General features: G+C 67.7%; 13 protein-coding genes. 3 read left to right on the forward strand and 10 right to left on the reverse strand.

Going from position 1 to position 16225, the window contains the following annotated elements; genetic code table 11:
- Positions 1-11: 11 nt before the first annotated feature.
- Positions 12-941: a LysR substrate-binding domain-containing protein gene (locus ACV22V_RS04975; protein WP_006762467.1), complete on the reverse strand. Its 930-nt coding sequence runs from the start codon at positions 939-941 to the stop codon at positions 12-14.
- A gap of 221 nt (positions 942-1162) precedes the next feature.
- Complete coding sequence (locus tag ACV22V_RS04980; protein ID WP_006755984.1) at positions 1163-1372, reverse strand: dodecin; 210 nt, start codon at positions 1370-1372, stop codon at positions 1163-1165.
- A gap of 135 nt (positions 1373-1507) precedes the next feature.
- Here ACV22V_RS04980 and ACV22V_RS04985 point away from each other — a divergent pair, with 135 nt between their 5' ends.
- Entirely contained in the window at positions 1508-2401 is an 894-nt protein-coding gene (locus ACV22V_RS04985) for an NAD(P)-dependent oxidoreductase (RefSeq protein ID WP_175915380.1), read from the forward strand.
- Between the two features lie 77 nt (positions 2402-2478).
- On the opposite strand, the gene ACV22V_RS04990 is transcribed toward ACV22V_RS04985, so the two are convergent.
- The 4 genes from ACV22V_RS04990 to ACV22V_RS05005 all read right to left on the reverse strand — a co-directional run bounded on the left by ACV22V_RS04990 (position 2479) and on the right by ACV22V_RS05005 (position 5872).
- Positions 2479-2925, reverse strand: coding sequence for a hypothetical protein (locus ACV22V_RS04990; RefSeq protein ID WP_027784713.1), 447 nt, complete (start codon positions 2923-2925; stop codon positions 2479-2481).
- 331 nt (positions 2926-3256) lie between these two features.
- Positions 3257-3688: a large conductance mechanosensitive channel protein MscL gene (gene mscL / locus ACV22V_RS04995; protein ID WP_059529603.1), complete on the reverse strand. Its 432-nt coding sequence runs from the start codon at positions 3686-3688 to the stop codon at positions 3257-3259.
- A 249-nt stretch (positions 3689-3937) separates the two neighbouring features.
- Positions 3938-5113: a tetratricopeptide repeat protein gene (locus ACV22V_RS05000; RefSeq protein ID WP_448013168.1), complete on the reverse strand. Its 1176-nt coding sequence runs from the start codon at positions 5111-5113 to the stop codon at positions 3938-3940.
- 78 nt (positions 5114-5191) lie between these two features.
- A complete protein-coding gene (locus ACV22V_RS05005) occupies positions 5192-5872 on the reverse strand; it encodes a PspA/IM30 family protein (protein ID WP_448013169.1) in 681 nt (226 codons plus the stop codon).
- 437 nt (positions 5873-6309) lie between these two features.
- On the opposite strand from ACV22V_RS05005, the gene ACV22V_RS05010 reads away from it, so the two are divergent.
- Positions 6310-8829: a penicillin-binding protein 1A gene (locus tag ACV22V_RS05010; protein WP_059698601.1), complete on the forward strand. Its 2520-nt coding sequence runs from the start codon at positions 6310-6312 to the stop codon at positions 8827-8829.
- Positions 8830-8917: 88 nt separating this feature from the next.
- On the opposite strand, the gene ACV22V_RS05015 is transcribed toward ACV22V_RS05010, so the two are convergent.
- From ACV22V_RS05015 to mfd, 4 genes are all read right to left on the reverse strand, one after another.
- Complete coding sequence (locus tag ACV22V_RS05015; RefSeq protein WP_448013170.1) at positions 8918-9388, reverse strand: DUF3574 domain-containing protein; 471 nt, start codon at positions 9386-9388, stop codon at positions 8918-8920.
- A 133-nt stretch (positions 9389-9521) separates the two neighbouring features.
- Positions 9522-10541: a threonine/serine dehydratase gene (locus ACV22V_RS05020; protein ID WP_059529616.1), complete on the reverse strand. Its 1020-nt coding sequence runs from the start codon at positions 10539-10541 to the stop codon at positions 9522-9524.
- A gap of 60 nt (positions 10542-10601) precedes the next feature.
- Complete coding sequence (gene argE, locus ACV22V_RS05025; RefSeq protein ID WP_059529624.1) at positions 10602-11822, reverse strand: acetylornithine deacetylase; 1221 nt, start codon at positions 11820-11822, stop codon at positions 10602-10604.
- 96 nt (positions 11823-11918) lie between these two features.
- Positions 11919-15389, reverse strand: a complete 3471-nt coding sequence (mfd, locus tag ACV22V_RS05030) for a transcription-repair coupling factor (protein WP_448013171.1) — start codon at positions 15387-15389, stop codon at positions 11919-11921.
- Positions 15390-15497: 108 nt separating this feature from the next.
- Here mfd and ispD point away from each other — a divergent pair, with 108 nt between their 5' ends.
- Positions 15498-16208, forward strand: coding sequence for a 2-C-methyl-D-erythritol 4-phosphate cytidylyltransferase (ispD, locus tag ACV22V_RS05035; RefSeq protein ID WP_059693491.1), 711 nt, complete (start codon positions 15498-15500; stop codon positions 16206-16208).
- Positions 16209-16225: the final 17 nt, after the last annotated feature.

Raw genomic sequence — 16225 nt, forward strand, 5'->3', positions numbered from 1 at the left:
GTCGTGCGCGCTTACGCCTCGATCAGCGTGCGGGTCGCTTCGGCGACGAGGCTGCGCAGCCAGCGCACCTCGTCGGAGTAGTGGCAGCGTTCGTGCCACAGCTGGTAATACTGCATCGGCGGAAAGTCGAGCGGCGCCGGCACGACCGACAGCGGCAGGAACTTCGCGTAGTGATCGGCGAACAGGCGCGTCGTCGTGAAGATCAGGTCGGACTTCACCAGCACGTACGGTGCGAGGTTGAAGTACGGCAGCGTGACGACCACGTGACGCTTGAGCCGTTCGCGCGCGAGATGCACGTCGATCGCGCCGCGCTGGCCGACCGAGTACGGCGTCGGCGCGAGATGCGGCGCGTTCAGGTACTGGTCGAGCGTGAGGCCGCCGCGCTTCGCGAACGGATGCGTGTTGCTCATCAGGCAGACGATTTCGTCGACGAACAGGTTCGACAGGTGCAATTGCTCGGGCGGCTCGGGCCAGTTCCCGACGACGATGTCGAGCTTGCCGTCTTCCAGCGCGAGCTCGTAGTCGAATGCGGGGCCGAGCGAGTGGAACTCGAGCGTCGCGTTCGGCGCCGCCTGGCGGAAGCGTTCGACGACGGTCGGCACGAACAGCACGTTCAGGTAGTCGGGGCAGCCGATCCGATAGCAGCGGATCGACGTGGCCGGGTCGAAATTGTGCTGCTGGAACTTGATGCGCTCGATTTCGCGCAGTGCGTTCTGCACCGGCTCGAGCAGGCGCAATCCGTATTCGGTCGGGACCATGCCGGACTTGCCGCGCACGAGCAGCGGGTCGCCGGTGATGTCGCGCAGGCGCCGCAGTGCGGCGCTGATCGCCGGTTGCGACTGGTTCAGTTTGACGGCCGCGCGCGTGACGCTGCGCTCCATCAACAAGGTGTGCAAGACGCGCAAGAGGTACGTGTCGATCGCCTCGCGTTGCTGACTCATGATTTCTCCAGTTTATATGGCTGGGCTGATCGATGGGTGATGTGGGTATATGGTTTTTAATATGAACGAAAGTCAGCGTCAAGAGATGGATACCCGCACACGCGCGCCGGCCGGGCCTCGCGAAGGGGGCTGAACGGGGCGTGATGCGGGTGGGCGCGGCACCGCGCGGATGCGCATTGCACGCATCCGGCGGCCAGGGCACCGCGCGTGGCGCGCGTGCGTCAGTCGTCGATGCGCATGCCGACTTTCAGCGTGACCTGCCAGTGGATGACCTGGTCGCCTTCGATGTGGCCGCGCGTTTCGGTGACCTGGAACCAGTGCAGGTTGTGCAGCGTCTTGCCGGCTTTCGAGATCGCGTTGCGGATGGCGTCGTCGCACGATTGCCGCGATGAACCGGTCAGTTCGATCAGCTTGTAGACGTGGTCGCTCATGATGCGCTCCCTGGGTTGTCGGTGTGTGCGGCCGGCGCAAGCGGCGGGCCCGAGACGGCGCCGTGCGTGTCCGGCTTCTTGAGTGATAGGTATGATGGGCGGCAAGTGCAACCCCAATTGGAGACGAGGAACATCGTGGAAGTCGGATTTTGCGGACCGGGATTGATGGGCGCGCCGATGATTCGGCATTTGCTGGCGGCGGGCCATCGGGTCAGCGTATGGAACCGGACGCGCGCCAAGGCCGAGGCGCTCGAAAAGGATGGTGCGCAGGTGGTCGACACGCCGCGCGAACTGGCCGAGCGCGTCGACACGGTATTCGTGTGCGTGCTCGACGGCCGCGCGGTCGGCGACGTCGCGTTCGGCGAGCACGGGCTCCTTGCCGGCGATGCGAATGCGCGCCGCCTGAAGCGCATCGTCGATCATTCGAGCATTCCGCCTGCGGCGACGCGCGACTACGCGGCGCGCGCGGCCGCGCTCGGCGTCGGCTGGATCGACGCGCCGGTGTCGGGCGGCGTGCCCGGCGCGCAGGCCGGCACGCTCGCGGTGATGGCCGGCGGCGGCGCGGCCGACCTCGACGCGGTGCGGCCGCTGATCGACACCTACGCGTCGCGCATCACGCACATGGGCGACGCGGGCGCGGGCCAGACCGCGAAACTCTGCAACCAGGCGATCGTCACCGCGACGGTGACCGCGATCGCGGAAGCGGTCGGCCTCGCCCAGGCGAGCGGCATCGACGCCGCGCGTCTGGCCGACGCGCTGGCGGGCGGGTGGGCCGATTCGGTGCTGCTGCAGACCTTCGTGCCGCGCATGACGTCAGGCGGTCATCCGCCGATCGGCGCGCTGAGCACGTTCCAGAAGGACGTCGACGCGATCGCCGACGCCGCGCGCGACACCGGCGCGGTAATGCCAGTATCGGCCACGGTGCAGCAGGTGCTGCGGCTGGGCGCCGCGCAGGGGCTCGCCGGTGCCGATTTCGCCGCGTTCATCGACATCGTCCGGCCCGGCAACGGGCGCGCGACGGCGCGGTGATCGCGCGGCGACGGTGAAGCGGGAAGCCTGAATGGCCGATGGGCCGCCCGGAGGCGGCCCATCGTGTCGGTGTCGGTTCAGCCGAGGGAGCGCGGTGTCGTGTCGCCGGCGTTCTGGCGTCCGAGGCCGCCGCGCAGGCTCGCCTTCGTGCCTGCACCAAATTCGGGCAGGATGCGCGCGCGGGCGCGGCTCGCGAACACGAGGAAGCCGAAGCCGTTCGCCTCGTACCAGTACCCGCCGTTCTCGAGGCCGTCGAGCGGTTGTTCGAGTGCGTTGGCGATCGATTCGATGCAGCGCTTGCGCAGTTCGGCGATGGCCGGATAGGGCGGCTGAGCGCCGCGCACGCTGCACAGGAGCACGTCGAGGCCGGGCAGCACATGCGCGTAGAGGACGGGCTCGTCCTGCGCACGGGCGCGGGCAATCTTGGTGTCGAGCTGCGCGAACGGTTTCGAGTGGCGCAATACCGCGAGGAACGACTCCTGGCCGTCCTGTTGCGCACGTCGACGTTTTTTCGGGAAGGACATAAACACTCGCCTCAAAAACAATTGCAAGAAATGCGGCACTTTCATGCGACCCACTCCCGGCTATGTACGCCGCATGTCGATCCTTTATAGCACACGAAAATGCTGCACTCGTGCGGTACGACGATCAATGTCTCCCGTCGACCCGCTTGCCACGATGATCGACACAGCCAGCGTCTTGGCGCCCGTACTGTCGTTTAGTCTCCATCATAGACCTGCTTTTCCCGCGCGTGCATTCGCGCGTCACAAAAAAGTGAGACAGGCCGCGCACGGCGCGCGCCCATGAAAAAGGCCCGCACTTGGCGGGCCCGGCGGATGCTGCGTTGCGCGGTGCTCAGCGTTGCTTGAGCGAATCGCGGATCTCGCGCAGCAGCACGGTGTCTTCCGGCGTCGCGGCCGGCGCGGCTTCGTCAGGCTTGCGCAGCTTGTTGATGAATTTCACCATCAGGAAGATGATGAACGCGAGGATCACGAAGTTGATCGCCACGGTGATGAACGAGCCGTAGCCGAATGCGGCGACGCCCGCGGCCTGCAGGTCCTTGAACGAATCGGGATTACCCTTGAACGACGGAGGGATGGTGCCGAGCAGAACGAACTTGTTCGAGAAATCCAGACCGCCCGTCAGCACGCCGATGACCGGCATGATGAGGTCTTTCACGACCGAGTCGACGATCTTCGAGAATGCGCCACCGATGATCACGCCGACGGCGAGATCCATCACATTGCCTTTGACGGCGAACTCCTTGAATTCCTTGATTATGCTCATGAGCGGCTTTCTCCTGGTTGGGCGAGGGGAGGCGTGCTGCGACCCGCAAGGCTGCGAAGCGTCTGGCGGGTCGGCGGGGGATCGGAGGCACGCCGATGGCCGCATGATAGCGAACGTGCCCCATTGCCGGTAGCCCATCTTGAAATGATTAACAAATCACGGACGGGGCCGGCGCGAGCGGAAATGAAAGGAAGCGCGGTCTGAGGCGGCGGGCGCGGCGCGATGCGTCGACGCCCGCGTGTGCACGGCTCAGGTGTTGTCGTCGGTCCAGCCGTCGTCGTTGCTGCCGAGATCGACGCCGCCACCGCCGTTGCCGTCGCTCCAGTTCGCGTTGTCGCCGCGGCCGAAGTCGAAGCCCGGATCGTTGTTCTCCTGGCGCCGGCGCTGGTCGTCGACGATCACGTCGCGTTCGACCACGCGTTCGCGGCCGCCGGACATCGCCTCGCCGAGCAGCACGCCCGTCAGCAGCCCGCCCATTCCGCCGCCGAAGCCACCGCCTTGCTGGACCACGACGGGCGGCTGCTGTTGCGGATACGGCTGCTGCGGGTACGGTTGCTGCTGATATGGCTGGCCTTGCATGCCGGTCATGCGATCGGCTTCCTGCGCATACACGGAGCCGCCGCCGTTCGCGGGCGCCGCGGGCTGCGCGCTCGGATCGGGGCGGCCCTCGACGCGCGCTCTCACGCTCGCATGGCGCTGTTCGAGTTCGTCGATGCGATACGGCGGCACCGGGTTCTTGCCGTTCGACAGCGTCTCGACGAGCGTGCGTGCATCGGTCTCGATGCCTTCGAGTTCGCCGGTGAGCGCGGCGGCGCCCGGCGCCGTCGACAGCTTCGCGTCGAGTTTCAGCGGACGGATGTCGTTCAGCACGTCGGTCGCGCGCTTCAATTGCGTGCGGCGTTCGTCGTCGGCGCGGCTGTTGTCGGCGGAGCGCGCGCGCCGCAACGTCCAGCGCAGCACCAGCGCGATGATCGCGACGATCAGCCCGAGGCCTATCCACATGCCGGTCGACGGACCGTGTTTCTCGACCGGCGCGGCGGGCGCGAGCGACGACTGCAACGAACCGGCCTGGGTGGCCGACGGTGCGTTGCCGCTGGTGTGCGCGGCGTCGGCGCGAATGCGCGATTCGGTCTGCGCGAAACGCGACGCGTCGGTGAAGCGCAGTTGCGGATCGAGCGACTTCGCCCGCTGCAGTTGCGCGAGCGCGTCGGACGCGCGGCCTTCGCGGTCCAGCACCTGGGCGTACAGGTAGCGCGCATGCGCGTTGTTCGGATGCGCGTCGATGACTTGCGACAGCTGCGTGTCGGCTTGCTGCCAGTTGCGCTGCGCGATCGATTGCTCGACCTGCTGCAGCGACGGGACCGCAAACGCGGCGGACGACAGCAGCATCAGCGAAAGGCCGAGAGCGGCGAGAGATTTCTTCATGGTCGAACCGGGCGCGAGCGCCCGTCTCCTGACGATCGGTGCGCGCCGCGGGCCCGGGGGGCCGCGGCGCGGTTGCCGTTACTGCGCGGGCGTGTCGAGCTGCTTCTTCAGCGCGGCGAGGCGGTCCTCGACCGACGGGCCCTTGTTCAGCGCGGCGAGCTTGTCGTCGAGCGCCTTGCCGCTCGACGTGTCGGCCGAATTCAGGCGGGCGTCCGAGCGCGCGTTCTGCAGCGCGACCTTGTCCTCGAGCTTCTGGAAGTCCTCGGACAGGTTCTTGCCGCCGATGCCGCCCAGCGCGCTGGCCGCGACATCCTTCGCCTGCGCGATTTCCTGCTTGGCCTGCAGGATGTTCGAGCGCGCGTTCAGGTCGTTGCGGCGCTGACGCATGTCGGCGATCTGCCCCTTCAGCTTGTCGACCGACGGCTCGAGCGTCGCCAGTTCGGCCGCGAGCGCGTCGCGCTCGGCTTCCGCGTTCGACTGCGCGGCGAGCGCCTCGCGTGCGAGCGCTTCGTCGCCGGCCTGCAGCGCGCGCTTCGCGCCGTCCTCGTACTTCTTCACCTTGTCGTCGGCCGCATCGCGCTTGCTGCGCTGGGTCGCGACTTGTGCCTCGATCTCGATCAGCGAATTCTCGGCACGGCCGATGCTGTCGTCGAGCTCCCGCACGATCTGCCGTGCGTCGCGCGACGGATCCTGTACCGAGTCGGCCGCATCGTTCAGCAGGCCTTTGATCGTGCGCGAAACAGAGTCGAAAAGCGACATGAAATCCTCCGTGGTTGAAAGGTGCCGCGTCGGCGGCAATGCCCGTCGCGAATCGGTTCCGACCCGCGTGAGCTGGCGGATATTACACCGCCGGCCCCTTAAATACGGCTTAAGTGCCGGAGTTCAAGCGCGAGGCGTGTGCGGACTTCCACCTTTCGCATCTGAAAGAAACGGCGCGGCACGCGCCGGGTTGCGAGTCCATGATAGGCGGAGCATCGCGCCAATACGTTCCGCAATTCACGCTTGTGCGGGAATTTTTACAAAAAATCGCGAAGCCGATCGGTCGATTTCATTAAAATGCGCTGTCACGTCGCGGGAACGGATCGCCGCGCGGCGGGGTCTGTCGACGTGACAGTTGCCACGATGCACCCACTCTGATTCATCCGCTTGCATTTTCCGCATGCGTCCGAGGGCGCCACGCCGCCCGCCATTCCGACATGCCAATTATCAAACGACCGTCTTCTTCTTCCGATCGGAACGAACCTCACTACACGTTGCGCCGTTCGCCGTCGGGAGCCTATTACCCCGATGACGACGACCGCGGCGACGACCGGCGCGCGCAGCGTCGCGGCGGCGGGGGCGGCGATCGCCGTTCGTTCGGCTCGCGCGTCGCGCTGTGGTTTGTCGGCCTGTTCGCGACGCTCGCGATCGTCGGTGCGCTGATCGTCGGCTACGCACTCGTCGTGATGGCGCCGCAGCTGCCGTCGCTCGATGCGCTGACCAACTACCAGCCGAAGGTGCCGCTGCGCGTGTTTACCGCCGATCACGTGCTGATCGGCGAGTTCGGCGAGGAGCGCCGCAGCCTCGTGCGCTTCCAGGACATTCCCGACGTGATGAAGAAGGCGGTGCTCGCGATCGAGGACTACCGCTTCTACGAGCACGGCGGCGTGGACTTCCTCGGCATTCTGCGCGCGGGCGTCGCCGACCTGATGCACGGCGGCGCGCGCCAGGGCGCGAGCACGATCACGATGCAGGTCGCGCGCAACTTCTTCCTGTCGAGCGAGAAGACGTATACGCGCAAGATCTACGAGATGCTGCTCGCGTACAAGATCGAAAAGGCCCTGACGAAGGACCAGATCCTCGAGCTGTACATGAACCAGATCTACCTGGGCCAGCGCTCGTACGGTTTCGCGGCCGCCGCGCGCGTGTATTTCGGCAAGGACCTGAAGGACATCACGCTCGCGGAAGCGGCGATGCTCGCGGGGCTGCCGAAGGCGCCGTCCGCGTATAACCCGGTCGTCAATCCGAAGCGCGCGAAGGTGCGTCAGGAGTACATCCTGAAGCGCATGCTCGAGATCGGCTACATCACGCAGCCGCAGTACGACCAGGCGGTGAAGGAAGAGATCCACGTGCGCACGCCGGGCAACCAGTACGCGGTGCACGGCGAATACGTCGCCGAGATGGTGCGGCAGATGATGTACCAGCAATACAAGGACGAAACCTATACGCGCGGGCTGACCGTCACGACGACGATCAACTCGGCCGACCAGGAAGCGGCGTATCAGGCCGTGCGTCGCGGCATTCTCGATTACGAGCGCCGCCACGGCTATCGCGGGCCGGAAGGCTCGATCAACCTGCCGGCGGCCGGCGACGATCGCGACGAGGCGATAGACGATGCGCTCGCCGATCACCCGGACAACGGCGACCTGCAGTCGGCGGTGGTGCTGGCCGCGTCGCCGAACGCGGTCGAGGTGCAGTTCGTCGGCGGCGCGACGACGACGATCGGCCCGGCCGGGCTGCGCTTCGTGTCGGCCGCGCTGAGCCCGCGCGCGAACGCGACGTTGCGGATCAAGCCGGGCTCGATCGTGCGCGTGCTGAAGGACGGCAAGGCGGGCTGGCAGGTCGTGCAGCTGCCGCAGGTCGAAGGCGCGCTCGTCGCGATCGCGCCGCAGGACGGTGCGATCCGCTCGCTCGTCGGCGGCTTCGACTTCAACAAGAGCAAGTTCAACCACGTGACGCAGGCGTGGCGCCAGCCGGGTTCGTCGTTCAAGCCGTTCATCTATTCGGCGTCGCTCGACAAGGGCCTCGGACCGGCGACGATCATCAACGATGCGCCGTTGTACTTCCCGCCGAGCGTGCCGGGCGGCACCGCGTGGGAGCCGAAGGACGACGATCAGCCCGACGGCCCGATGTCGATGCGCACGGGCCTGCAGCGTTCGAAGAACCTGGTCTCGATCCGGATTCTCGCGTCGATCGGCACGCAGTACGCGCAGGAGTACGTGACGCAGCGCTTCGGCTTCGATCCGGCGAAGACGCCGCCGTACCTGCCGATGGCGCTGGGTGCCGGCCTCGTGACGCCGCTGCAGCTCGCGACCGGCTATGCGGTGTTCGCGAACGGCGGCTACAAGGTCGATCCGTACCTGATCGCCGAAGTCGACGACGCGCGCGGCCAGCCGCTGCAGAAGTCGCAGCCGGTGATCGCCGGCGGCACCGCGCCGCGCACGATCGAAGGCCGCAACGCATACGTGATGAACAGCCTGCTGCACACGGTCGCGACGGCCGGCACGGGCGCGGGCACCAACGCGCTCGGCCGAAGCGACCTGCAGGGCAAGACGGGTACGACGAACGATGCGAAGGACGGCTGGTTCGCCGGCTACCAGCAGTCGCTCGTCGCCGTCGCGTGGATGGGCTTCGACCAGCCGAAGAGCCTCGGCAGCCGCGAATTCGGCGCGCAGCTCGCGCTGCCGATCTGGGTGAACTACATGCGCACCGCGCTGAACGGCGTGCCCGAGCAGCAGATGCCGATGCCGGACGGGCTGACCTCGATCGACGGCGAGCTTTACTACGCGGATCGCACGCCGGGCAACGGCTTCGTCGCGAGCGTGGACATCAACCCGGCCGCGAACGCGATCAGCGCGAACGACGCGCTCGGCTCGGCCGGCTCGGAAGGGCTCGCGCCGCCGCCCGTCACGCAGCAGGAGAAGCAGCAGATCATGGACATGTTCCAGAACAAGTAAGCGATACGCGGATGTCTCGCATGCGACGGGCGCCTTCGGGCGCCCGTTTTCTTTTGCGTGTCGCCGTGCGCCGGCCGATGAGGACGAATCAGAACGACGCGCAGGCCGGCACGAGCGTGATGCCGACGGACTCCTGCCGGAAGCGCTCGCGGTACGCTTGCCGGATCTCGGCAAGCCGCGCGTGCGAGTTGGCCGTATCGTCTGCGACGATGCGGACCACGAAACTCGCTTCGCGGATGATCCGGCCGGTGGCGCGGTCGCGCCATTGGCCGCGGGTGTCCCAGTAGGTGAAGCCGTCCGGAAAGCGCGGCGTGACGACGTCGGCGAGGAACGCCGCGCGTTCCGTATCGGTGACGGGGCCGCGTCCGGCGATATCGCGCCCGAACAGCAGGTCGGCCTGCAGCATCCGGTGCGCGTCCGGCTGCACGCAGGCCGTGGGCGTGTCGACGACGGGCGAGGGCGGCGCCGCGCAACCGGCGAGCAGCGCGATGGCGGCGGTGCCGATCGCGTGATGCGCGCGACGCCGCCACGTCGCGGGATGGGCGTTCGAAGGCGGCATCTGCCTATTTCGCGTCCGGCGTGCTTCGCGCGCGTAAAACGCTGCGCGCTCAACCACTTGCGTGCATGTCCGGCGGGTTATCAACAGGGCTGTCAACATAAACTGGGGATAACCCGGGGTGCCGTGCACGGCGTCAGTGCTGCAGTTTCGCGTGCGCGAGATGCATGCCGAGCGTCGCGGGGTCGGTGTTCGTGCCCGACAGCAGCACGCCGATCCGCTTGCCCTGCAGCGTTTCGCGCAGCGGGCCGAGCAGCGCCGCGAGCGCGGCCGCGCACGCCGGTTCGACCGCCAGCTTCAGATGCGAGAACAGGAACAGCATCGCCGCGCGCAGCGCGTCGTCGGACACCGTGACGATGCGGTCGACGTGGCGCCGGCACAGCTGGTAGCTGTATTCCTCGGTGTGCGGCGCCATCAGCGAGTCGGCGATGGTCTGCATCGCGCTCATCTTGATCGTGTGATTCGCCGCGAAGCTGCGGCTCATCGCGTCGGCGCCTTCCGGTTCGACGCCATACACGTGCACGCGCGGATTCGCGAGCCGCAGCGCGGTCGCCATGCCGGCCGCGAGCCCGCCGCCGCCGATCGGCACGATCACCGCGTCGAGATCGGGCGTCTGCGTCGCCCATTCGTAGCCGAGCGTCGCGGTGCCGAGAATCGTGTGATAGCCGTTGAACGGATGGATGAAGAAGCGGCCTTCCTCGGCCTCGATCCGCCGCACGAGGTCGAATGCCTGCGACGCGCTGCCGGCGAGCACGACTTCCGCGCGGTACTGCTTGCACTGCGCGATGCGCGCCGGGCTCGCGGTATGGAACATCACGACTTTCGCGCTGCTGCCGAGCCGCATCGCCGCGTACGCGACGGCTGCCGCGTGATTGCCGGCCGACACGCACGTGACGCCGGCGTTCTTGCGCGCTTCGTCGAGGGCCATCAGGTGCGTGAACGCGCCGCGCGCCTTGAAGCTGCCGCTCACCTGCAGCAGCTCGAACTTGAAGTTGACGTGCGTGCCCTCGAGGGACGGGAGGTCGGCGCGCTCGAACACGGGCGTGCGCGCGACCCACGGCGACAACGCGAAATGCTGCGCGGCGATTTCGTCGAGCGTCGGAATCGGCTCGCCGTCGATCGTCGTATGGGCGGTGCCCTGTTGTTCAGTCGACATGACGTGGCGGATGGCGGGGTGGGCCGGCCCGCGCACGCAGGCCGGCGTGGCGGGGGGCAGTCAGTGTGCGTCGACCGACATGCTGCGGATGAACTTGCGCAGGAACTGCTCGCAGGCGGCGAGCTGCGCGAGTTCGACATACTCGTTCGGCTTGTGCGCCTGTTCGATGTTGCCGGGCCCGCACACGATGCTCGGAATGCCCGCGCGTTCGAACAGGCCGGCCTCGGTGCCGTATGCGACCTTGCGCTTGTCCTGGTCGGCCGTCAGCGCGCGCACGAGCTGCGTGATCGCGGCCTGTTCGGTCGCATCGAGCCCGGGTGCGGCGGCGATCTTCGAGAACTCGATCGCCGCGTTCGGATGCTCGCGACGCATCTGCGGCAGCAGCGTTTCCTGCGCATACGCTTCGATGCGCGTGAAGATCTGCTCGGGATCGAGCGTCGGCAGGTTGCGGAACTCGAAGTCGAACCGGCATTCGGCCGGCACCGTGTTGATCGCGTTGCCGCCCTGGATCGTGCTCGTCTGCGCGGTCGTGAACGGTACGTCGTACAGCTCGTCGAATGGGCCTTCGGCGCGGAAGCGCTCGGCGATGTCGCGGATGTGGCAGATGAGGCGCGCCGCGTATTCGATCGCGTTCAGGCCCTTCGGCGTCAGCGACGAGTGTGCCGCGTGGCCGCGCACGCAGCATCGATACGCGTTGATGCCCTTGTGCGCGATGATCGGTCGCATGCTGGTCGGCTCGCCGACGATGCAGCCGGACGGCTTCACGCCGCGCTTGACGAGATCGGCGATCAGAAGCGGTGCGCCCGCGCAGCCGATTTCCTCGTCATAGGACAGCGCGAAATGGATCGGCTTCGCGAGCTTCGTCGCCTGCATCTCCGGCAGCAGCGCGAGCGCCGCGCCGATGAAGCCCTTCATGTCGCACGTGCCGCGGCCATACAGGCGGCCGTCGCGCAACTCCGGCGCGAACGGGTTGCTGTCCCACTGCTGGCCGTCGACCGGCACGACGTCGGTGTGCCCCGACAGCACGATGCCGCCGTCGGTCGAGCCGTCGTGCGCGGGCACGGTCGCGAACAGGTTGGCCCAGCCTTCGCGCGGGTCGTGCGTGAGCGTCGACACGATGCCTTTCGCGGCCAGTGCGTCGCGCACCGTTTCGATCAGCCCGAGGTTCGGCACGCGGCTCGTCGTGTCCATCGACACCAGCCGCTCGATCCAGGGCAGGCTGACGAGCGAAGCGTCGCCTTGCGGGGCGGCGGACGGCGCGGGCGCGTCGAGTGTGGACATGGCAAAACTCCGTCTGATGAATGGGAAAATCATACTCAAAAACGCGCACGCCCGCCTTCGCCGGCCGCGATGCGGTGCAGCATCGCGGCCGTGCGGTCAGCGTGCCGCGCTCGCGGCGTCGGCGCGCGGCGCGAGCGCGCGCAGCGTCTCCTTGATCGTCGACACGCGGATCGCGAGGTCGGGCGAGCGCGTCTCGATGCGCAGCTTGTCCTGGCCCGCGAGCTTGATGTGCCGGTGCTTCTGCACCATCTCGATGATCCGCATCGGATCGATCGGCGGGTTCGGCTCGAACTGCAGCCCGATCGCGGCCTCGCTCGCGTCGATCTTGACGATGCCGAGCGGCTTCGCGGCCAGCCGCAGCCGGTGCGTCTCGACGAGCGCGTGCGCCTGCGGCGGCAGCTTGCCGAAGCGGTCGATCAGCTCTTCCTGGATGCCGTCGATCGCGTCGCCGTGTTCGCAGTTCGCGAGACGCTTGTACAGCGACAGCCGCTCCTGCACGTCCGCGCAGTAATCGGCCGGCAGGATCGCGGGCGCGTGCAGGTTGATTTCCGTCGTCGCGGCGAGCGGGGCGGTGAGGTCGGGCTCCTTGCCGTTCTTCAGCGCCTTCACCGCGTCGTTCAGCATGTCGGTGTAAAGCTGGAAGCCGATCTCGTGGATCTCGCCCGACTGCTTGTCGCCGAGCACCTCGCCGGTGCCGCGGATCTCGAGATCGTGCATCGCGAGATAGAAGCCCGAACCGAGTTCCTCCATCTGCTGGATCGCCTCGAGCCGGCGCTGCGCCTGCTTGGTCAGCGACTGCGGGTCGTGGACCAGCAGGTAGGCATACGCCTGGTGATGTGAACGGCCGACCCGGCCGCGCAACTGGTGCAGCTGCGCGAGGCCGAACTTGTCCGAGCGATGCATGATGATCGTGTTCGCGCTCGGCACGTCGATGCCGGTCTCGATGATGGTCGTGCACAGCAGCACGTTCGCGCGCTGCGCGACGAAATCTCGCATCACGCGTTCGAGTTCGCGCTCGTGCATCTGGCCGTGCGCGATCACGATGCGCGCCTCGGGCACGAGTTCCTCGAGCATCGCCTTGCGGTTCTCGATCGTCTCGACCTCGTTGTGCAGGAAGTACACCTGGCCGCCGCGCTTCAGTTCGCGCAGCATCGCCTCGCGGATCACGCTTTCTTCCTCGCGCCGCACGAAGGTCTTGATCGCGAGCCGCTTTTGCGGCGCGGTCGCGATCACCGAGAAATCGCGCAGCCCCTCGAGCGCCATGCCGAGCGTGCGCGGGATCGGCGTCGCGGTCAGCGTCAGCACGTCGACCTCCGCGCGCAGCGCCTTCAGCGCTTCCTTCTGGCGCACGCCGAAGCGGTGTTCCTCGTCGATGATGACGAGGCCGAGGCGCTTGAACTGCACGTCCGACGACAGCAGCTTGTGCGTGCCGATCACGATGTCGACGCTGCCTTCGTTGATCTGCGCGATCGCCGCGTTCACTTCCTTCGCGGTCTTGAAACGCGACAGCTCGACGATGCGCACCGGCCAGTCCGCGAAACGGTCGGCGAAGGTCTGCGTATGCTGCTCGGCGAGCAGCGTGGTCGGCGACAGCAGCGCGACCTGCTTGCCGCCCATCACCGCGATGAACGCGGCGCGCAGCGCGACCTCGGTCTTGCCGAAGCCGACGTCGCCGCACACGAGGCGGTCCATCGGCTTGCCGCTGGTCATGTCGCCGATCACGGCCGCGATCGCCGCGGCCTGGTCGGGCGTTTCCTCGAAGCCGAAGCTTTCCGCGAACTTCACGTAGTCGCGCGGCTCGAGCGCGAACGCATGGCCTTCGCGGGCCGCGCGCCGCGCATACAGGTTCAGCAGCTCGGCGGCCGTGTCGCGGATCTGCTGCGCGGCCTTGCGTTTCGCGCGCTCCCACTGGCCCGAGCCGAGCGCGTGCAGCGGCGCGCTGTCGGGATCGGCGCCGCTGTAACGCGAGATCACGTGCAGTTGCGCGACCGGCACGTAGAGCTTGCTTTCGCCCGCGTATGCGAGATGCAGGAATTCGGTCTCGCCTTCGCCGAGATCCATCGACACGAGGCCCATGTAGCGGCCGATGCCGTGCTGCGCATGCACGACCGGATCGCCGACCTTCAGCTCCGACAGGTCGCGCACCATCGCGTCGACGTTGCTCGCCTGTTCCTGGCGGCGACGCCCGGCGCGGCGGCCGAGCGCACCGTACAGCTCGGTTTCGGTGACGATCGCGTAGCCTTCGCCCGGCACCGCGAAGCCGCTCGCGAGCGGCGCGACGCCGAGCGCGAAGGGCGCATCGCTTTCGAGCCAGCCTGCGAAGTGGTCGTTCGACGCGGGGCGCAGGTGATGCTCGGCGAGCAGTTGCAGGATCGTTTCGCGGCGGCCGGCCGATTCGACCGTCAGCAGCACGCGCTTGCCCGACGATTCGACGAACGTGCGCAGCGCGGCGAGCGGATCGTCGGCATGGCGATCGACGGTGAGCTCGGGCAGGCCCGTCGCCCAGCCGCCCGCCGGCTGCGCGGGCAGCACGACGCGCGCGAACGGCTTCGCGAACGCGAAGAAATCCTCGTCGGACAGGAACAGGCGCTGCGGCTCGAGGATCGGCCGCTCGCGATCGTGCGCGAGGAACGCATGACGCTGCTTCGTATCGGCCGTGAAGCGGCGGATCGACGCTTCGAGGTCGCCGGCGAACACGAGGTGCGCATCCTGCGGCAGGTAGTGGAACAGCGTGGCCGTCTCGTCGAAGAAGAGGGGCAGGTAATACTCGATGCCGGCCGACGGCACGCCGTTGCCGATGTCCTTGTAGATCGGCGCGCGGCTCGGGTCGCCTTCGAAGGTTTCGCGCCAGCGGCTGCGGAAGGCCGTGCGCGCGGCTTCGTCGAACGGAAACTCGCGGCCGGGCAGGAGGCGCACGTCGCGCACCGGATAGAGGCTGCGCTGCGTATCGGGATCGAACGCACGGATCGAGTCGACCTGGTCGTCGAACAGGTCGATCCGGTACGGCAGCGGCGAGCCCATCGGGTACAGGTCGAGCAGCGAGCCGCGCACGCAGTATTCGCCGGGGCGCACGACCTGGCTCACGTGCTCGTAGCCGGCCAGCGTGAGCTGCGCCTTCAGCTTTGCCTCGTCGAGCCGCTCGCCCTGCGCGAACGCGAACGTGTACGCGGCCATGAACGATGCGGGCGGCATCCGGTACAGCGCCGTGGTCGCGGGCACCAGCAGGATGTCGCAGCGGCCCTCTCCGAGGTCGTGCAGCGTCGCGAGGCGCTCGGAGACGAGATCCTGGTGCGGCGAGAACGTGTCGTACGGCAGCGTTTCCCAGTCCGGCAGCAGGCGCACGCGCGCGTCTGGCGAGAAATAGCGGAGTTCCTGCGACAGCCGCTGCGCGTCGACCGCGTTCGCGCAGATCACCGCGAGGAGCGGGACCGCGTCGCGGTTGTCGGCGAGATAGCGGGCGATGGCGAGTGCGTCGGCGGAGCCGTGCGCGCCGTCGAAGGCGAACCGCTGGCCCGGTTTGACGCGGGCGACGGGCGAGGCGAACGGGGTGGAAGCGTTGTCTGGCATAGGGACGGCAGGGGTGGCGGGCACGGGCGCATCGCGGTGCGCCGGTCGAGACGAAAGACCTATTATAAAATCCGCTTCTCGATTTCATCTTTCCGGCGTTTCCCCTTCGTGACTCCCCGACTTTTCGCCCTGATTCCTTGCGCCGGCACGGGCAGCCGTTCCGGCTCTGCCGTGCCGAAGCAATACCGCACGCTGGCCGGCCGCGCGCTCCTGCATTACACGCTCGCCGCGTTCGACGCGTGCAGCGAATTCGCGCAGACGCTCGTCGTCCTCGCACCCGACGACACGCACTTCGACGCGCGCCGTTTCGCGGGCCTGCGTTTCGCGGTGCGCCGCTGCGGCGGCGGCTCGCGGCAGGCGTCGGTGCTCAACGGGCTGCTCGAGCTGGCCGAGTTCGGCGCGACCGACCAGGACTGGGTGCTGGTGCACGACGCCGCGCGCCCGGGCATCACGCCGGAGCTGATCCGCACGCTGGTCGCGACGCTGAAGGACGACCCGGTCGGCGGCATCGTCGCGCTGCCGGTGGCCGATACGCTCAAGCGCGTGCCGGCCGGCGGCGACGCGATCGCGCGCACCGAATCGCGCGACGCGCTGTGGCAGGCGCAGACGCCGCAGATGTTCCGCATCGGCATGCTGCGCGACGCGATCCTGCGCGCGCAGCGCGAAGGGCACGACCTGACCGACGAGGCCAGCGCGATCGAATGGGCCGGCCATACGCCGCGTGTCGTGCAGGGCAGCCTGCGCAACTTCAAGGTCACGTACCCGGAAGATTTCGCGCTCGCGGAAGCGATCCTCGCGCGCTCCACGAACGCTTCCTGACTTTCACCTCATCTCAA

It is taken from the genome of Burkholderia sp. AW33-5 (genome assembly GCF_053427615.1).